Genomic DNA, 18,791 nt, shown 5'->3' on the forward strand with positions numbered 1-18,791 from the left:
GTGAATACATGCGTTGTCCTTACATGTTAATTGATAACATATATTGTAAATGCATAAAAACACGGCATATCTATACGATATGCCGTGTCAAGGTCAATTTATATAAAAAATATTTGTTATATGCAAAAAACTAAGCAGGAATTTGTTTACGCTTTTTCTGGAACAGCTTCTTGTAGTTTCTCAATTGACTTTTGGATGTCCAAAATTTCTTTCTCAATATGGCGCTTGTTTTGAGAAATATCTTGTTTCCAGTTAGAAAGCGTGTCTTGCATGTCATCTTTTAGTTCTTGAAACACTTCTTTACCTTCTGAAGCAGTTTCAACAATTTGACGCTTTAATAATTTCGTATCAGCTGTAATATCAGCTAAAGTCTTTTTAATATCATTTCCTTTTTCTTTTAACTTGCCGCGCATGTCTTTACCAGAAGAAGGAGTTGAGAAAAGAACGGCTAGTCCAGCAACTGCTCCCCCGCAAATAACACCTGTAATAAAGGATTTAGCTTTTGACATAAAAGGAGACCTCCTTATTTTTTGTTCGTATTCATGATGTAAAACAATATGCATATCTTTCTTATATGTGCTATGCACAAACAATCATCCCTGAGCATTTTAAGTGAAGAAACAAGCCATGCGGAATTTGATGACTTTAGGGAAGTGGCTTGTTATGTATTACGCCTTCTTATAGTGTCATTATTTCACACTATTTGCAATTGTACTTGCGATGTTTTGTAAATTTTCCATAGTGTATTCATTTTGGTGTGATTTCCAAACAGCACCGAAACCATCTTTTTCACCGTAGCGTGGAATTAAATGAAGGTGGAAGTGGAACACAGTTTGTCCAGCTTTTTCACCGTTATTGTTAAGTAGGTTAAAGCCAACTGGATTAAACTCTGCTTTAATCGCATTTGCGATTTTTGGAACGACAGAAAAAATGTGTGATGCGATTTCTGGCGTTAACGCAAAAATGTCTTGTTTGTGAACTTTCGGAATAACAAGAGTATGTCCTTTTGTTACTTGACTAATATCTAAAAATGCAAGCACATGTTCATCTTCGTATACTTTTGAGCAAGGGATTTGCCCGTCAATGATTTTACAAAAAATACAATTGTCTGCTGTATGATTCATTGATCTCATCCTTTCAAATATCCTTAGCCGTATTTTACCATAATTACATAAGAGAACAAACACGAAAAACAGGAAGCTGACTCAGCTTCCTGTTTTCTGAAGAGGGATTGAAAAAGCATTATCGTAATTTACGTTTCGCAGACACCTCATTTATTTAAGAAATGCACGGTAAATCGGCTAAAGTTTCTGCCGTAGACACCCCATTTTCAAGTGAAATGAATTGCAATCTTTCATAAAAGGAAATTGTTTATTTTTTAAAACAGTATATGCTCTTTCGGAGACACCCCGTTTCGAAAATGAAACAAATAATCTGGTTATGTGTAAATTTCATTGTCCAACATGGACACCCCATTTCATGATGACTTCACTATGTTGTTGTACTCATCAATTGGTGGTTGCTTTTTCAATGTGTTCCTTCTTCAATAATTATGATGTCCGCTTTCGGGAAAATATATGCTAATAAATTTAAATTTTTTTTTTGAGTACATGGATACTATGTAGTACAGCATAATTTTTGGTAAGATGAATATAGAATGAATACTAATGAAGAAAGTGGTGTCGTATGAGCGAGTTATTGCGTGTAGAAAATGTTACAGGAGGATATACGAAACGACCTGTATTAAAAGACGTTTCGTTCTCTGTTAATAAAGGCGAACTTGTCGGCTTAATCGGTTTAAATGGAGCTGGTAAAAGTACGACGATTAAACATATTATCGGTTTAATGGAACCGAAAAAAGGAACTGTCACAATTAATGGGAAAACAATTCGTGATGATATGACAGCGTACCGTTCTAGCTTTTCATTCATTCCAGAAACGCCGGTATTATATGATGAATTAACGTTAGAAGAGCATTTGAAATTAACAGCGATGGCGTACGGCGTCGATGAAAAACAATATGAAGAACGTGTAGGACAACTATTACATGAATTTCGAATGAAAAATCGTTTAAAATGGTTTCCATCTCATTTCTCAAAAGGGATGAAACAAAAAGTAATGATTATGAGCGCGTTTTTAGTTGAGCCATCTCTTTACATAGTAGACGAACCTTTCGTTGGATTAGATCCGTTAGCAATTCAATCTCTTCTTCAAATGATGGATCAAATGAAAAAGAGTGGAGCCGGTATTTTAATGAGCACACATATTTTAGCGACGGCAGAGCGTTATTGTGATTCGTTCATTATTCTGCATCAAGGTGAAGTAAGAGCGAAGGGAACATTAGCTGAACTGCAATCACAGTTTAATATGCCAGGTGCAACGTTAGATGATATTTACATCGCGCTAACAAAGGAAGAAGATTATGAATAGCACAGCGTTATGGAAAGAACGATTTCGTCACTTTCTAAAAGAAGTTCGTACATATAGTAAATACGTATTTAATGATCATTTGAAATTTATTTTCGTGTTCATCATCGGTGCGGGAGCGTATTATTACCAGCAATGGTTACAAACGTTAACATCTTCCTTTCCAACTGCGCTCGTAATGGCAGTATTAATTGGACTCGTGTTAACAGCTGGATCCATTCAAACGTTATTAAAAGAAGCGGATCTCGTTTACTTACTGCCAGTTGAAGAAAAGTTAAAACCTTACTTCACCAAGGCATTTCTTTTTACATTTATGATTCAGTTATACATAATCGCAATCGTAGCAGCTGCGCTTGCTCCGTTATACTTCCAACAAATGAAGCAAACCGGTGCTGGCTACATATGGATTGTCCTCGCATTTGTCATTGTAAAAGCGTGGAATTTATTCGTCGCGTGGGAAAAATCATTTTTAACAGATCAAAATATACAAAGAGTTGATTGGTTTATTCGTTTTATCTTAAACGGTTTATTTGTATATTTCCTTGTAGAACGTACTTCAGTTCTTGTTATTGGCGGAATCGTTCTGCTCATGGTGTTATATCTTGCTATCATGCATCAAATGGTAAAAGGAAAGCCGCTAAACTGGGAGTATTTAATTTCTGAAGAAGGTAAGAAAATGATGCTGCTGTACCGAATTGCAAATATGTTCGTTGATGTACCAGCATTAAAAGAAAGAGTATCTCGCCGAAAATGGCTGGATTTCATTCTGTCGATAATCGGCGAAAAGCGCACATATTTATACTTATATACGAGAACGTTTTTAAGATCAGGTAACTATTTTGGATTATATGTGCGTCTGCTCGCTCTTGGAGGAGTTATTCTTTACTTCATTCCATTTTTATACGGGCGATTTATCGTAAGTTTTATTTTCCTATACTTAATTGGCTATCAGCTATTAACTTTATGGAAACATCACCGCATGAAAATTTGGCTTGATTTGTATCCAGTAAAGGTAGATGAAAAGAAGAAAGATTTTCTTACTTTATTAAATGTGATTCTAATCATCGGGAGCGTAATCTTTACAGTTATATTTGCACTAGCAACGAAAGATTTCATGATGACAGGAATTTTACTTGTCGTAAGCATATTATTTAGTATCGGTTTCGTTTACCAATACGGTGCGAAGCGCATTGAACGTTTAAATTGAAGGGAATGAACCTATGATTACATATGAAGAAAAGGTTATAAAAGAACTGGAGCAGTGGAAAGCTACATTCATGAAAGATTCTTCTATGATGACACGGTTCTCAAAGAAAGTGCAGACGAAAGTACAACAGCTTATTCCGGCGAAAGTGCAAAAAGTCTTAACAGAAACGATTCGGATGATGGTGCAAACGATCAGCGCCGGATCAAACTTTATAAAGCCGAAGCTAAAAGAGACGACATGGTCACTGCAAAGACGTGATGACGAAGTGCGTAAAAAAATGGATGAGTACAAAAAAATAGCTGCGGCAGAAGGAGCAGGGACGGGGGCTGGTGGTATTTTACTCGGTCTTGCTGACTTTCCGCTTTTACTTACGATTAAAATTAAATTTTTATTCGATGCAGCAACGTTGTATGGATTTGATACAAGTAAACAAGAAGAGCGTCTTTTTATTCTTCACGTTTTCCAACTCGCCTTTTCAAGTGACAATCACAGAAAAGAAATATGGAAAGCAATTGAAACGTGGGATACAGAAAAAGAAAATCATATGGACTGGGAAAAGTTCCAAACAGAATACCGAGACTATATCGATTTAGCGAAAATGCTTCAGCTCGTACCAGTAATCGGTGCCCCGGTAGGCGCATATGCGAACTATCAATTGCTGCAAAGACTTGGAGAAGTGACAATGAATTGTTATCGTATGCGATTGCTAAATAGAAAGTAAAAAAAAGCATCCTAAATGTGTGATTTAGGATGCTTTTTTTAGAAGTTAATTTCGCTATAGCCAACTCCGACTACAATCAATATGATAAAGAGCACAATAATGGATGGAAATCCGCTTTTATTATCGTGACCAGCCTCATCGCCGCCTTTATCCCGCTGTTTATGAAGGCTGATTAAAGTTTCACTTTATCAAGAACTTCCTGTGTAAACTCTTATTAACTTGCAAATTATTCAGTTTCATTTTATAATTTATTTACCGACCGGTAAGTAAAAATAAGTGAGGTACAGTATGACAAAGAATTTACAAACATCGCAAAACATTGTCGAGGCATCATTTAAACTCATGGCAGAGCACGGCATTGAGAAGATGAGCCTTTCCATGATTGCGAAAGAGGTAGGTATTTCAAAACCGGCTATTTATTATCATTTTTCTTCTAAAGAAGCGTTAGTCGATTTTTTATTTGAAGAGATTTTTTCTGATTATCATTTTGCAAATTACTTCGATAAAGAGCAGTATACGAAAGAAAATTTTGCAGAAAAGCTAATCGCAGATGGTTTACATATGCTCTCTGAGTATGAAGGGCAAGAAGGAATACTACGCGTTATCAATGAATTTATCGTAACTGCATCGCGAAATGAAAAGTATCAGAAACGATTATTTGAAATACAAGAGGATTTCTTACATGGTTTCCACGATTTATTGAAGCAAGGCGCGAGACTGGGCGTTGTGTCACAACATGCAACGGAAGAAAACGCTCATACGCTAGCGCTTGTGATCGATAATATGAGCAATTATATGCTCATGGGATTTCAGTTAAAATATAAAGAAATTTGGATTCGAAATGTGAAAAGCGTCATGAAGGAGGAGTAAAAATGAAAATGCAAAAAAACTGGTGGCTCGGTTTTCTTGGATTCATTGGAGTTTATAAAATTCCAGGCATGATAGAGGCTTTTCAAGCAGATGGAAGTTGGATGAAGTTAATCGGTTTTATTTGGCTACTTTGGTTCGGATATTTTATTCCAGAGAGGAAAGAAGATTAAATTTTAATTTTCTGTAAAGTTATGTAAAATATAGATTAAGAGTATTCGTATATTAGATTACTAGATTTGGAGTGGTTACATGGATCCATTGAAAAATGAAATTAACCCTGACATGGTCAAAGTGTGGAAAATTCGTGCTGTAATTGAAGAAGGGATCGGTATACTCGTCATTTTAGCTTACCTTTTCCTCATGATAAAGTTTGATTGGTGGGCGTGGATTTTGTATGTGATGATTGGGCTAACAGTTGTGTTCGCGCCATTTTCGTACTTCTTATTCCCGAAACTACGTCAACGTTATTACAGCTACCAACTAAATGAAGAAGAACTTGAAATTCAGCATGGTCTTTTCGTCGTAAAGCGCGTATTAGTACCGATGATTCGTGTGCAGCACGTTACGATTGAACAAGGACCAATTATGAGAAAATACGGATTAGCAGAATTACACATTTCAACAGCAGCAACTTCTCACAGCATTCCAGGCTTAACGATGTATGAAGCAGAAATGTTGAAAACGAAAATCGCAGAATTAGCGAAAGTGAGTGATGAGGATGTATAAGAGGCAGCATCCAATCACGATGTTATTAGAATTGAAAATAACAGATTTTATACCACTCATTATTTTCATGTTTAGCTTAAACGGAAAATTCCCGTTTTGGTATTTAATTCCCGCAGCATTTGGTTTACTCACCGTTTTTTCAGCATTTGAAAAATGGTATTACACAACATATTGGGTTGAAAATAACGTATTACATGTGAAAAAAGGTCTCTTCGTGAAAAAGGAGAGCTACTTAAATAAAGAACGTGTTCAAACGATTAATACAAGTTCTAACGTACTATATCAAATGCTCGGTTTGAAAAAAATTCAGATTGAAACAGCTGGTGGGGGCGATGAAGCAGAAGTTAGCTTAGCTGGTATTACGGCAGAAGAAGCGGCGGAGCTTATTGCTTTGCTAAATGAGCCAACTCCAGAAGTGAAAGCAGAAGGAACGTTAGACGAAGCAACAGAAAATGTAGTAGAAAAAGCAATTGTTACAGAGGAAAAACAAACGACAGAATATAAATTAACTTGGAAAGAGATTTTATTAGCATCTGTTACATCTGGTCAATTTGGACTATTATTCTCTTTAATCTTTTTCGTTTATCACCAAGTAGATGAGTACATTCCGAAATGGATAGAGAATGGCGTAAAGTCGTATGTAATGGAACATGATATATATGGCTGGATTTTCATGGTAGCCATTTTACTCGTTCTTTCTTGGATTATATCTACAATCGGTTACGCGTTAAAACATGGCGATTTCACAGTGAATCGAAGAAATGACGAAGTTCGCATTTCACAAGGATTACTTGAGAAAAAAGAGCTCGTACTAAAATTGCATCGTATTCAAGGTATTACGATAAAAGAAAGTATTTTACGCCAACCATTCGGTTATTGTGCTGTGCAAGTAGAAGTCATTCAAAGTGAGGGAAAAGAAGAAAAAGTTACACTGCATCCTATCATTCGAAAAAATCGAGTGCAACAGTTACTCGCCCATTTACAATTACCATACGAACTGAATGCAAACATTATTGCATTACCAAAAGCAGCATTGCGCCGCTATCTCATTGATAGTTTTATCTTCTTCGCAATGCTAGCAATCCCGCTTCTTGGAATAAGTATATACTCTGAAAAGCACTTCATCATGTGGGCATTAATTCCGCTCGCAATCCTTATCTTTACACTTGGATACGCAACATTTAAAACAAATGGTTACAGTGTTAACGGAGAACAAATTACACTTGTCTATCGTAGCGTCGGAAAATACACAGGACTTATTAGAAGAAGACACGTCCAATCAATGGAGAAGACACAATCATATTTCCAGCGCCGCGCGGATTTATGTACGTATAAGTTTTCTAGTGCATCATCTAGTTATAAAATAGAGCATACGAGAGTAGAAGACGCGGAGAGAATGCAGGATTGGTATAAGAAGAGAATGAGGGAGGAATAATTTGAGAAAGCTTGCCTATTATGAAGGGCAGGCTTTTTTTGTTATAAGGAAATGAGTGGTTTAAGTGATAGAGCAGTACAACTACAGCACACATGTATTAATATGTATGAAAAAAGGTAATATTCTTCTATTTTAGAGGAATCTGTGGAATTTTTGATATAAATGGTATACTAAAATATAAATAGTATTAGGAGGTTATATATGATAAGTCAGTTGAAAAGAGAAGCACTTGATGCATTAAAAGGAAGATGGGGATTAGCGGTAGGGGCAACTTTATTAATTGGAATCCTTATTGGAGCTGTTGAAATGCTAACCACAGGTATTTTTTCGATATTTTGGGGTTGGGAAGAAGCAAGTGATTCACTCACAGTAAGTATTATTGTAATGCTTGTTATTGGTCCATTAACAATAGGTGCCTATTATCTTGTTTTAAATGCAATTCGTAGGACTGATGCTCGCATTGGTCATATATTTAGATGGTTTAGCGATGGAAGTAAGTTGATGAAGTCGTTTTTAACATATTTACTAATGTATGTATACTTGACTCTATGGACATTACTTCTTATTATTCCAGGTATTATTAAATCATTTTCTTATTCTATGACATATTTTATTTTGAATGATCATCCAGAATATACAGCGAATCAAGCGATTACTGAGAGTCGTCATATGATGAATGGACATAAAATGGATTACTTTTTACTATGCTTAAGTTTCTTAGGCTGGTTCATATTAAGTATTCTTACTATAGGAATCGGTTTCTTATGGTTAGTACCTTATTTCTACTCGACATCGGCAGCATTTTATGAAGAGATTTCAAAAGAATATTATAAAAAAGAGAGCACTACTTTCTAATAAAACATATAAACTATCTACCCTAAAGAATGTAGGGAGCAGATAGCAGATGGTTTAGGTGTTTTGATATTTGTCCTATTTTCGGGATTCACTTCAGGATAAGGTATAGATTTTTATATAGAAATGCTTCCCTCTATGTTTTATCATAGAGGGTTATTTTTTTATGTAAAAATGATAGGAAATAATGAATAATATATGTAAAGAAAAAAGCGAGGTGAATGAGAGTGAGCAAATTTTTAATACCGTATTCATTTTCTATATTAAGTTTCTTTATTTCAGCAACAGCACTTGATTTATATGATAGGATGGGAAACGATAGTGAGCTGGTTTCGCCGAACATAATTGGAAAGATAATTCAATCTACTGCGCAAATGGGAGTCCTTACATTGTATTTCGGAGTACCTATTATTTTAGGTGGCTGTCTACTTGGTGAGCTATTGTTTAGAGGTATCATTTTACGATTTAAACTAAGCTATATTATATCTTTATTATTATATCTATTTTTAGCTTTTAGTATTGTTTTCGTAACGGTAGGCATTCCAACTACATATGAAGATTCTAATACATTTTTCATAGGGATAACTATGATTTGTGCTGTTACATTCTTTGTGAGTCGGAATATATGGGAAAACAAGTTAATAATGGAGTGACAAAATGAAATACACCTGTCCATGTTGCGGATATAAAGTTTCACTTTATTGGATCAGTTAGAAAACCGACTAGTGAAGATGTGAAGGATGCTAGTTGGCCGCGAATTTGTTAAGTAAAATGTTATTACTCGATTCGATGGGAGTAATAACATTTTTTATTTAATGCTGAAAGAATTACTGCCGTCTTATAAAGTAATAAGAAGGACTACATCGGTAAATTTTATTGATGGATATATTAGGAATGAATACAAAAGTATAGATGTATAGTCGACTTTGTGTATTTAATGTTATCATATTGAATGATATGGAAATTTTTAATAGAATAAGTAACTAAAAATTCAAAGGTAATGAAGCTTTTGTTGTATAAAGAAAATACTTAGTAGTAATCAACAATATTAAAAATAAGATTCGTATTTATATAAATTTAGTAGAAATGGGGTTTTAAAAAGGAATGAGTATCAGCATAACGCGGCAAAAGATTTTGGCGGCCGCTTCTCAAATTGTGCAATGTAAAGGGGTTGCTAAATTAACCTTAGAAGCAGTGGCAAAAGAGGCGGGTGTAAGTAAAGGTGGATTATTGTATCACTTTGCAAATAAAGAAGCTTTAATAGAAGGTATGATAGTCAGAGGGATAGAGGATTATGAGGGCGCTATTTACAATAAAGTAGCGGAAGACTCAGAGAGGAAAGGGAGATGGGTTCGCTCTTTTGTAGAGGAAAGATTAAGTAATGAGAGAAGAACAGAAGAGTTGTCTAGTAGTATGATGGCAGCATTCATGTTAAAACCTGAATTACTTGAGCCATTACAACAATCATTTCAGCAACTGCAAAAGAATATAGAAAACGATGAGATAGATTCAGTTTGTGCAACAATTATTAGATTAGCAGCAGATGGATTATGGTATTCGGAATATTTAGGGGTTGGCAGACTAAGCCCCGAGTTAAGAGAAAAAGTGATTCAAGCTCTTATTGATAATTCGTATAAATAGAATATACGAACTATATAATGCGAAAACAATTCACCATTACTTATTTAATGTAGTGGTGAATTGTTTTTTTTATTAGAAAAATAGAACAATTTTATAGAGTATTGAATTATAACCGTCCAGACGGTATAGTAATATTTGGTTTAAGAGGAAAATGAAACAAAAAAAGAATAAAAGATATTTTTAGCACACTATTCGAAAGGATAGGCCGCAAAGCTTAGAGTCTACGGTAATACATATTGGTTACTAAGATCGTCTGGTTGCACATTTTTGATGCAACCGGACGGTCTTTTTTTGTTATATAAATATAAAAAATAGGAGGGAACTATGCAAATGAAAAGTACTAAAAGGCATATTTCAATGGTTTCATTAGTTTTTCTAGTATTATTTTCAGTGCTGAATGTGTGGGCTCCAGTTATTCAAGCTGCTGTGATGAAAAGTCCAGTGGACGAAATTAATATTTCCCGTACTGATGGCACGACATCTGAACCGTATCAAGCCTCAGATGGTATGAAAGTAGAAGTGAAGTGGTCAGCTAAAGAAAAAATAAAAAGTGGAGATCAATTCACAATTGATATGCCAAAAGAGTTTCGAAAAGACCTTATGAATATGAGTTTTCCTTTAAAAGATGCTGAAGGAAAAACAGTTGGTACATGTGAGATGAAAAAGGGTCTATTAACGTGTACTATGGGTGATTACGTAGAAGGAAAGAATAACATTAAAGGCTCTTTATTCGTAGAATTCTACTTTGGTCTAGAAGCATATGATGGTGTTAAAGAAATTCCATTAGAATTTAACGTTGATGGTCAAATCGTCAATAAAGAAGTAAGTGTAAATAATACGACAGAGAGACCGAAGCCACAGCCCAATACGGAAAATTTATTGAAATGGGGTTCTTATAATCAAGAAGATCCTTCAATTGCTGATTGGCTTGTATACGTAAATGCAACTGGAACAGAAATGCAAGATCTTAAATTAACAGATACATTAGGACCTGGGCATGAGTTAATTACAGACAGCGTAGTATTAGAAGAGGCTGTATTTGAAGATGGTTATGCACCAACAAATATTAAGCCAGCAGATTTATCTAACATTAAAATAAATGCAACGAAGACTGGATTTACAATTGAGTTTCCAGACAGTTCAAAAGGTTATATTTTAAGATATAAAACAAAGGTTACAAATCCTGCTGCAAAGCCTCATAAAAATACTGTGAAATTAGAAGGTAAAAATATTAAAACTGAAGAAAAAGTAGGACAAGTATTTGTAAGTGGTGGAGGAGGATCCGGTTCAGGTGACAATAATCCACCTAGCATTGAAAAAAATATAGTTGATGAGAATGGCAAGCTTGTAGAGAATGAGCAGTTAACACAAATGGATCAAGTTATTCAATACCAAGTTGGTACACATATACCGAACGATCCTCCTAAATACACATCTATGGTAATTAGTGATGATTTAGAAGATGTTTTAGAAGTATTAGAGGCAAAAGTGTATGATCAAAATGGCCAAGATATTACTTCTAAAGGAACGTTAAATATAGATAAACAAAGAAGTGAAGTAACATTTACGTTTGGTGAGAGTTTTGACTATAAGTCATATGAAGACCAGATAATCAATCTCAGTATCAAGGCGAAAATAAAAAATAATGCAGACTTATCTTCTTACGTAGATAAGAAGATTCCTAATAAAGCGGAATTGCATTTTGATGATAAAACATTAACATCAAAAGAAGTAACTATTACGCCGCCTGAAGCTCCAAAAGATGGTACAGTATTGATTCATAAAACAGATTCTGAGAATCCGAATAAAGGGTTAAAAGGTGCCGAATTTGAAGTTCGAAATAGTGCAAATGAAGTTGTTGCAAAACTAAAAACGGACGAAAAAGGTTTTTCAGTACCTCAAACTTTAGCTCCTGGGACGTATAAAATTTATGAAACAGTAGCACCAGAAGGATATCAAAAATTAACAAGCCCAGTAGAGGTTACACTTCAAGCTGGAGAAACAAAAACAATTGAAATTAAAAATACTATGCAAAAGGGTCAAATTGAAGTAAAGAAAATTGATTCGGAAAATGGTGAAAAACCATTGGAAAATGCAGAGTTTGATATAGTAAAAGACGGTGTAGTAGTCGAACATATTGTTACAGATAAAGATGGTAAGGCAATCTCTAAACCGTTAGCACCAGGAAAATATATTTTAAAAGAAACAAAAGCACCTGAAGGCTACCAATTAAAAGAAACAGAGTTCGAAGTAAATGTAACAGGGGACGGCATATTCCCAATACAAGTGGAAAATGCAATGGTAGACAAAGGGAATATAGAAATTACAAAAGTGGACAAAGAAAACGGGGCAGTATTAGCCGGTGTCGAATTTGAAGTCCAAGATGAGAAAGATGGCGTAGTAAGAAAAGTAGTAACAGATAAAGATGGAAAAGCAAACGTTTCAGATCTATCAGTAGGAAAGTACAAATTAGTAGAGACGAAAAGCTTACCAGGTTACAAAAATCTAGCAGAACCAGTACTATTTGAAATTACAAAAGGTATGACAAAAGCTTTATCAATAAAAGTAGAAAATGAGCAGTTAGACAAAGGCTCAGTAGAAATTACAAAAATAGATAAAGATAGTCAAAAAGTATTAGAAGGCGTAGTCTTCGAAGTGCAAGATGAGCAAGGAAAAGTAGTAACAGAAGTAAAAACAGATAAAGATGGTAAAGCAAAAATCTCAGATTTATCAGTAGGAAAGTACAAATTAGTAGAGACGAAAAGTTTACCTGGCTACAAAAAGCTAACAGAACCAGTATCATTCGAAATTACAAAAGGTATGACAACAGTCCTATCGTTGAAAGTAGAAAATGAACAGTTAGATAAAGGTTCAGTAGAAATTACAAAAGTAGATAAAGACAACAAAAAAGCATTAAAAGGCGTAGTCTTTGAAGTGCAAGATGAAGCTGGAACAGTAGTAAAGGAAGTAAAAACAGATAAAGATGGTAAAGCAAAAATCTCAGATCTATCAGTAGGAAAGTACAAATTAGTAGAGAAAGAAAGTTTACCAGGCTATAAGAAACTAACAGATCCAGTATTATTTGAAATCAAAAAAGGCATGACTGAAGTTCTATCATTAAAAATAGAAAATGAAATGGTAGATACGGGAAATGTAGAGATAACAAAGATAGATAAAGATAATAAAGCACCGTTAGCGGGAGTAACATTCATCGTCCAAGATGAAAAGGGTAATGAAGTTACAAAAGTAACGACAGATAAAGATGGAAAAGCAAATGTTTCAGATTTACCTGTAGGAAAGTATGAATTAGTAGAGGTAGAAAGTTTACCTGGTTATAAAAAGCTAGAAAAACCAGTATCATTTGAAATCAAAAAAGGCATGACCGAGGTTCTATCATTAAAAGTAGAAAATGAAATGGTGGATACAGGGAATGTAGAGATAACAAAAATAGATAAAGATAGTAAAGCTCCATTAGAAAATGTTGTATTTGAAGTACGTGATTCAAAAGGAAAAGTAGTTACGAAAGTAACGACGGATAAAGAAGGAAAAGCAAATGTTTCAGATTTACCTATTGGGAAGTATGAGTTGGTGGAAGTAGAAACACCGGCAGGATACAAACCACTAGAAAAGCCAATTTCATTCGACATTGAAAAGGGTAGAGTAACAGCATTAAAGCTAACAGTAGAAAATGAATTAGTAGATACAGGAAATGTAGAAATTACAAAAGTAGATAAAGAAAATAAAGATGTTTTAGCTGATGCAGTCTTTGAAATTCAAGATGAAGCAGGACAAGTAGTCGCTAAAATAACGACAGATAAAAAAGGACAAGCACAAGTTACTAATTTATCAGTCGGCACATACAAGTTAGTAGAAGTAAAAGCACCAAAAGGATATAAACAATTAGTAGATTCGATTATTTTCCAAATTGAAAAAGGCATGACAAAATCTCTTGCTTTAACAGTAGAAAACGAAATGTTAGACAAGGGAAATGTAGAAATTACAAAAGTAGATAAAGATAGTCAAAAATTATTAGAAGGCGTAGTCTTCGAAGTTCAAGACGACAAAGGCAAAGTAGTAACAGAAGTAACGACAGATAAAGAAGGAAAAGCAACAATTTCAGATTTATCAGTAGGAAAGTATAAATTAGTAGAAAAAGAAAGCTTACCAGGTTACAAAAAATTAACAGAACCAGTATTATTCGAAATCAAAAAAGGTATGACGAAAGTTTTATCATTGAAAGTAGAGAACGAACTGTTAGATAAAGGTTCAGTAGAGATTACAAAAGTAGACAAAGAAAGTGGCGCGTTATTAGAAGGCGTAACATTCGAAGTGCAAGATGAAAAAGGCAAAGTAGTAACGAAAGTAAAAACAGATAAAGATGGAAAAGCAACAATTTCAGATTTATCAGTAGGAAAATATAAGCTAGTAGAGGTAGAAAGCTTACCAGGATATAAAAAACTAGCGAAGCCAGTATCATTCGAAATCAAAAAAGGTATGATAGAAGTCTTATCATTAAAAGTAGAGAATGAACAGTTAGATAAAGGCTCAGTAGAAATTACAAAAGTGGACAAAGAAAGTGGCGCGTTATTAGAAGGCGTAACATTCGAAGTGCAAGATGAAAAAGGCAAAGTAGTAACGAAAGTAACAACAGATAAAGAAGGAAAAGCGAAAATTTCAGATCTATCTGTAGGAAATTACAAACTAGTAGAAGTAGAAAGCTTACCAGGCTACAAAAAGCTAACAGAGCCAGTATCATTCGAAATTAAAAAGGGTATGACAGAAGTCTTATCATTAAAAGTAGAGAATGAACTAGTAGATAAAGGTTCAGTAGAAATTACAAAAGTAGATAAAGATAGTAAAAAAGTATTAGAAGATGTAGTCTTCGAAGTGCAAGATGAAAAAGGCAAAGTAGTAACGGAAGTAAAAACAGATAAAAATGGTAAAGCAAAAATCTCAGACTTATCTGTAGGAAAGTACAAATTAGTAGAGAAAGAAAGCTTACCAGGTTACAAACAATTAACAGAACCAGTATCGTTTGAAATCAAAAAAGGAATGACAGAAGTTCTATCATTAAAAATAGAAAATGAAATGGTAGATACGGGAAATGTAGAAATTACAAAAATAGATAAAGATAATAAGGCACCGTTAGCAGGGGTAGTCTTTGAAGTTCAAGACGACAAAGGCAAGGTAGTAACGAAAGTAACGACAGATAAAGCTGGAAAAGCAACAGTTTCAGATTTATCAGTAGGAAAGTACAAGCTAGTAGAAGTAGATAGTTTACCAGGCTACAAAAAATTAGAAAAGCCTGTACCATTTGAAATTACAAAAGGTATGACAAAATCTTTAACGTTCACTGTAGAAAATGAAATGGTAGATACGGGGAATGTAGAAATCACAAAAATAGATAAAGACAGTAAAGCACCATTAGAAAATGTTGTATTTGAAGTACGTGACTCAAAAGGAAAAGTAGTTGCGAAAGTAACGACAGATAAAGAAGGAACAGCAACAGTTTCAGATTTATCTATTGGAAAGTATGAGTTAGTAGAAGTAGAAACACCGGTAGGATACAAACCACTAGAAAAGCCAGTTTCATTCGAAATTGAAAAAGGTAGAGTTACAGCATTACAATTGACTGTAGAAAATGAATTAGTGGATGTAGGAAATGTAGAAATTACAAAAGTAGATAAAGAAAATAAAGATGCTTTAGCTGATGCAGTCTTTGAGATTCAAGATGCAGCAGGACAAGTAGTCGCTAAAATAACGACAGATAAAAAAGGACAAGCACAAGTCACTAATTTATCAGTTGGCACATACAAGTTAGTAGAAGTAAAAGCACCAAAAGGATATAAACAATTAGTAGATCCGATTACTTTCCAAATTGAAAAAGGTATGACAAAATCTCTTGCTTTAACAGTAGAAAATGAAATGTTAGACAAGGGAAATGTAGAAGTAACAAAAGTAGATAAAGATAGCCAAAAAGCATTAGAAGGCGTAGTCTTCGAAGTACAAGATGAGCAAGGCAAAATAGTAACTGAAATAACGACAGATAAAGAAGGAAAAGCAAACGTTTCAGATCTATCAGTAGGAAAATACAAATTAGTAGAGACGAAGAGCTTACCAGGTTATAAGAAGTTAACGGAACCAGTATCATTCGAAATTAAAAAAGGTATGACGAAAGTCTTATCATTGAAAGTAGAGAATGAACAGTTAGACAAAGGTTCAGTGGAGATTACAAAAATGGCTGCTGAAAGCAAGGAAGTCTTATCAGGAGCTGTGTTTGAAGTTCATGATGAAGCGGGCAAAGTAGTAGTGAAAGTAACAACAGATAAAGATGGAAAGGCAAAAATCGCAGATCTATCTGTAGGTAACTACACACTAGTAGAAGTAGAAGCACCAAAAGGATATGAAAAATTAACTAATCCAATTCCATTTGAAATTACAAATGGAATGATAAATGCAGTTCAATTAGAAGTATTAAACAAATTGAATCATTTAGCACCACCAGTTCCAGAAACACCAGATCCAGAAAAGCCTGGAACACCAGATCCAGAGAAACCTGGAACACCAGATCCAGAGAAACCTGGAACACCAAATCCAGAAAAACCTGGAACACCAGATCCAGAGAAACCTGGAACACCGAATCCAGAAAAACCTGGAACACCAGATCCAGAGAAACCTGGAACACCGAATCCAGAAAAACCTGGAACACCAGGTCCAGAAAAGCCTGGAACACCGGGTCCAGAAAAACCGGAAAAAGAATTACCAAAGACAGGGCAGAAAATGCCTGTGGAACCATATATGGGAGCACTTCTTGTAATGATGAGTTTTGGATTACTCGTATTAGGTAGAAAACAGCAGAGATAATAAAAGTGAAAAGGTATCCTCAAAGTATTTGAGGATACCTTTTTTAACATAAAAAAAGGCATCTAGCAAAAGAACTAGATGCAAATAAAAACACTTGGGAAGACAAAATTCTTCCCGTTTCCCGTATGTAATTATATCAAAAAAATTATAAAAAACTAGTTATATTTAAAATATAATTTTAAAAAAAGTTATATACATAAATAATTGCAATACTCGCAGTTTTCTCTTTCTGAAAAATACATTTCTTTAATTTTGAATATTAAGACTAATGTTGAAAAATCTTCAGATAATTAGAAAAAATAACCAAGAGGATATATAATATTGCTTAAGAAATAGTTTTAATGGATTACATATATTTCATTTGGTGTATTAATTGAATATCATAATTTTTAATTTTATTAAGCAAGAATCTCGGTTACTTATTGCATTTCTAACATAGGGTGAGAAAGAAAAATACAATAGTGTGGAGGTTTTTATAATGACGTTTGTTCTTAGTAAAATGAGTGGCTTTAGCATAGAAGAAAAGGTACATGAATTTGAATCTAAGGGATTCCTTGAAATCTCAAATGAAATCTTTTTACAAGAGGAAGAGAATCATCGTTTATTAACACAAGCACAGTTAGATTATTATAATTTGGAAGATGATGCGTACGGTGAATGCCGTGCTAGATCTTATTCAAGGTATATAAAGTATGTTGATTCACCAGATTATATTTTAGATAATAGTAATGATTACTTCCAATCTAAAGAATATAACTATGATGATGGCGGTAAAGTTAGACAGTTCCATAGCATAAATGATAGTTTTTTATATAATCCTTTAATTCAAAATATCGTGCGTTTCGATACTGAATTTGCATTTAAAACAAATATAATAGATACAAGTAAAGATTTAATTATAGGTTTACATCAAGTAAGATATAAAGCTACTAAAGAAAGACCATCTTTTAGTTCACCTATTTGGTTACATAAAGATGATGAACCAGTAGTGTTTTTACACCTTATGAATTTAAGTAATACAGCTATTGGCGGAGATAATTTAATAGCTAATTCTCCAAGGGAAATTAATCAGTTTATAAGTTTGAAGGAGCCTTTAGAAACTTTAGTATTTGGACAAAAGGTTTTCCATGCCGTAACTCCACTTGGAACAGAATGTAGTACTGAAGCTTTTCGTGATATTTTATTAGTAACATTTTCTTATAAGGAGACAAAATGAGAGAGAATAAAATAATTATGATTTCTGGAGCCAATAGTGGTATAGGTCATGCTTGTATAAAATACTTTTTAGAAAAATCCTTTCATGTAATAGCTCTTGATATTAATAATAATAACTTAATAGATTATATGAAAACAGATATGCCTTTGAAAGTAGTGCAAATTGATTTAAGTAATAGTGAAGCGATTCATAATCTTTTTACTCAATTAGATTTAGAAAAGCTTTCTCCTGATATATTAATAAATGCTGCTGGTATTCGAGAGATAACACCTGTTTTAAATTTATCCGATGATATGTTTAAAAAAGTAATTGATGTAAATTTAGTAGCCCCATTTATACTTTCTAGGGAAGTAGCGAAGCGATGGTGTGAATCGAAAATAAAAGGTTGTATTGTGAATATAGCATCGGTTTCTGGATTAATGGCTGAACCAGAGCGAGCTGCTTATGTGGCATCAAAGCATGCCTTAATCGGATTGACTAAACAGATGGCTATGGAATTTGGGAAGCAAAATATAAGAGTAAATAGCATTTCTCCTGGTGTTATTAGAACTGAACTTACAGAAGAATACTTTAGTAATAAAGCCTTGATGTCTATGATAAAAAGTAATCAATCTTTAGATACTTGGGGGTTGCCGCAGGATATTGTTTCATGTATTGAGTACTTGATTTCTGATCAGGCCCGCTTTATTACTGGTTCTAATTTTGTAATTGATGGTGGTTGGACTGCTGGGAAAAACTTGTAGTTGAGTGTTTTTGAGGAAAAGCACCTGTCCTTTTTTAGGCTGGTGTTTTTCTCACTATAAACAGATTTTTTTATTGGAGGGGGATTAAT

16 protein-coding genes and 1 riboswitch are annotated in these 18,791 nt (G+C 34.0%); of the genes, 13 read left to right on the top strand and 3 right to left on the bottom strand.

Annotated features, from left to right (window positions below; all coding sequences use genetic code 11):
- Positions 1-146 precede the first annotated feature (146 nt).
- Positions 147-509 carry a YtxH domain-containing protein gene (locus tag BCG9842_RS05140; RefSeq protein ID WP_000030302.1) on the bottom strand — a complete coding sequence of 121 codons (363 nt, stop codon included), beginning with the start codon at positions 507-509 and terminating at the stop codon, positions 147-149.
- 180 nt (positions 510-689) lie between these two features.
- Complete coding sequence (locus BCG9842_RS05145; RefSeq protein WP_001016835.1) at positions 690-1,124, bottom strand: HIT family protein; 435 nt, start codon at positions 1,122-1,124, stop codon at positions 690-692.
- A gap of 562 nt (positions 1,125-1,686) precedes the next feature.
- Here BCG9842_RS05145 and ecsA point away from each other — a divergent pair.
- The 3 genes from ecsA to ecsC are packed head-to-tail and all read left to right on the top strand — an operon-like array spanning position 1,687 to position 4,355.
- Positions 1,687-2,430, top strand: a complete 744-nt coding sequence (gene ecsA / locus BCG9842_RS05150; RefSeq protein ID WP_001292597.1) for an ABC transporter ATP-binding protein EcsA — start codon at positions 1,687-1,689, stop codon at positions 2,428-2,430.
- The gene (ecsB, locus tag BCG9842_RS05155) at positions 2,423-3,634 is read left to right on the top strand and encodes an ABC transporter permease EcsB (RefSeq protein WP_001089123.1); all 1,212 of its coding nucleotides are present in this window, start codon (positions 2,423-2,425) and stop codon (positions 3,632-3,634) included. The genes ecsA and ecsB overlap by 8 nt, the downstream gene beginning before the upstream one ends.
- 13 nt (positions 3,635-3,647) lie before the next feature.
- Positions 3,648-4,355 (top strand): ecs operon protein EcsC, encoded by a 708-nt coding sequence (ecsC, locus tag BCG9842_RS05160; protein ID WP_000634144.1) that lies wholly within the window; start codon positions 3,648-3,650, stop codon positions 4,353-4,355.
- Positions 4,356-4,393: 38 nt separating this feature from the next.
- Here ecsC and BCG9842_RS30930 read toward each other — a convergent pair whose 3' ends face one another.
- Positions 4,394-4,528, bottom strand: coding sequence for a YjcZ family sporulation protein (locus tag BCG9842_RS30930; RefSeq protein WP_102981857.1), 135 nt, complete (start codon positions 4,526-4,528; stop codon positions 4,394-4,396).
- Between the two features lie 115 nt (positions 4,529-4,643).
- On the opposite strand from BCG9842_RS30930, the gene BCG9842_RS05165 reads away from it, so the two are divergent.
- From BCG9842_RS05165 to BCG9842_RS05210, 10 genes are all read left to right on the top strand, one after another.
- The gene (locus BCG9842_RS05165; protein ID WP_000164836.1) at positions 4,644-5,225 is read left to right on the top strand and encodes a TetR/AcrR family transcriptional regulator; all 582 of its coding nucleotides are present in this window, start codon (positions 4,644-4,646) and stop codon (positions 5,223-5,225) included.
- A 2-nt stretch (positions 5,226-5,227) separates the two neighbouring features.
- Positions 5,228-5,395, top strand: coding sequence for a hypothetical protein (locus BCG9842_RS31225; protein ID WP_000783816.1), 168 nt, complete (start codon positions 5,228-5,230; stop codon positions 5,393-5,395).
- A gap of 79 nt (positions 5,396-5,474) precedes the next feature.
- Positions 5,475-5,951, top strand: coding sequence for a PH domain-containing protein (locus tag BCG9842_RS05175; RefSeq protein ID WP_000371368.1), 477 nt, complete (start codon positions 5,475-5,477; stop codon positions 5,949-5,951).
- Positions 5,944-7,386: a PH domain-containing protein gene (locus BCG9842_RS05180; RefSeq protein ID WP_000278212.1), complete on the top strand. Its 1,443-nt coding sequence runs from the start codon at positions 5,944-5,946 to the stop codon at positions 7,384-7,386. Before BCG9842_RS05175 ends, BCG9842_RS05180 begins: the two co-directional genes overlap by 8 nt.
- A gap of 201 nt (positions 7,387-7,587) precedes the next feature.
- Positions 7,588-8,241 (top strand): DUF975 family protein, encoded by a 654-nt coding sequence (locus tag BCG9842_RS05185; RefSeq protein ID WP_000625404.1) that lies wholly within the window; start codon positions 7,588-7,590, stop codon positions 8,239-8,241.
- A gap of 224 nt (positions 8,242-8,465) precedes the next feature.
- Positions 8,466-8,891 (top strand): hypothetical protein, encoded by a 426-nt coding sequence (locus BCG9842_RS05190; RefSeq protein WP_002083032.1) that lies wholly within the window; start codon positions 8,466-8,468, stop codon positions 8,889-8,891.
- Positions 8,892-9,342: 451 nt separating this feature from the next.
- Entirely contained in the window at positions 9,343-9,879 is a 537-nt protein-coding gene (locus BCG9842_RS05195) for a TetR/AcrR family transcriptional regulator (RefSeq protein WP_000028014.1), read from the top strand.
- 172 nt (positions 9,880-10,051) lie between these two features.
- Positions 10,052-10,144: riboswitch (cyclic di-GMP riboswitch) on the top strand.
- A gap of 59 nt (positions 10,145-10,203) precedes the next feature.
- Positions 10,204-16,743: a SpaA isopeptide-forming pilin-related protein gene (locus BCG9842_RS05200; RefSeq protein ID WP_001178126.1), complete on the top strand. Its 6,540-nt coding sequence runs from the start codon at positions 10,204-10,206 to the stop codon at positions 16,741-16,743.
- A 478-nt stretch (positions 16,744-17,221) separates the two neighbouring features.
- On the top strand, positions 17,222-17,959 hold the full coding sequence (locus BCG9842_RS05205) for a 2OG-Fe dioxygenase family protein (RefSeq protein ID WP_000144818.1): 738 nt from the start codon (positions 17,222-17,224) through the stop codon (positions 17,957-17,959).
- On the top strand, positions 17,956-18,702 hold the full coding sequence (locus tag BCG9842_RS05210; RefSeq protein ID WP_001208943.1) for an SDR family NAD(P)-dependent oxidoreductase: 747 nt from the start codon (positions 17,956-17,958) through the stop codon (positions 18,700-18,702). The genes BCG9842_RS05205 and BCG9842_RS05210 overlap by 4 nt, the downstream gene beginning before the upstream one ends.
- Positions 18,703-18,791: the final 89 nt, after the last annotated feature.

The sequence above is a fragment of the Bacillus cereus G9842 genome, from assembly GCF_000021305.1.
GTDB lineage: Bacteria > Bacillota > Bacilli > Bacillales > Bacillaceae_G > Bacillus_A > Bacillus_A thuringiensis_S.

Excerpts from the sequence above, each read along its gene's own strand:
- BCG9842_RS05140 (WP_000030302.1), bottom strand. The coding sequence starts at position 509 with ATGTCAAAAGCTAAATCCTTTATTACAGGTGTTATTTGCGGGGGAGCA.
- BCG9842_RS05145 (WP_001016835.1), bottom strand. The coding sequence starts at position 1,124 with ATGAATCATACAGCAGACAATTGTATTTTTTGTAAAATCATTGACGGG.
- ecsA (WP_001292597.1), top strand. The coding sequence starts at position 1,687 with ATGAGCGAGTTATTGCGTGTAGAAAATGTTACAGGAGGATATACGAAA.
- ecsB (WP_001089123.1), top strand. The coding sequence starts at position 2,423 with ATGAATAGCACAGCGTTATGGAAAGAACGATTTCGTCACTTTCTAAAA.
- ecsC (WP_000634144.1), top strand. The coding sequence starts at position 3,648 with ATGATTACATATGAAGAAAAGGTTATAAAAGAACTGGAGCAGTGGAAA.
- BCG9842_RS05165 (WP_000164836.1), top strand. The coding sequence starts at position 4,644 with ATGACAAAGAATTTACAAACATCGCAAAACATTGTCGAGGCATCATTT.
- BCG9842_RS31225 (WP_000783816.1), top strand. The coding sequence starts at position 5,228 with ATGAAAATGCAAAAAAACTGGTGGCTCGGTTTTCTTGGATTCATTGGA.
- BCG9842_RS05175 (WP_000371368.1), top strand. The coding sequence starts at position 5,475 with ATGGATCCATTGAAAAATGAAATTAACCCTGACATGGTCAAAGTGTGG.
- BCG9842_RS05180 (WP_000278212.1), top strand. The coding sequence starts at position 5,944 with ATGTATAAGAGGCAGCATCCAATCACGATGTTATTAGAATTGAAAATA.
- BCG9842_RS05185 (WP_000625404.1), top strand. The coding sequence starts at position 7,588 with ATGATAAGTCAGTTGAAAAGAGAAGCACTTGATGCATTAAAAGGAAGA.
- BCG9842_RS05195 (WP_000028014.1), top strand. The coding sequence starts at position 9,343 with ATGAGTATCAGCATAACGCGGCAAAAGATTTTGGCGGCCGCTTCTCAA.
- BCG9842_RS05200 (WP_001178126.1), top strand. The coding sequence starts at position 10,204 with ATGCAAATGAAAAGTACTAAAAGGCATATTTCAATGGTTTCATTAGTT.
- BCG9842_RS05205 (WP_000144818.1), top strand. The coding sequence starts at position 17,222 with ATGACGTTTGTTCTTAGTAAAATGAGTGGCTTTAGCATAGAAGAAAAG.
- BCG9842_RS05210 (WP_001208943.1), top strand. The coding sequence starts at position 17,956 with ATGAGAGAGAATAAAATAATTATGATTTCTGGAGCCAATAGTGGTATA.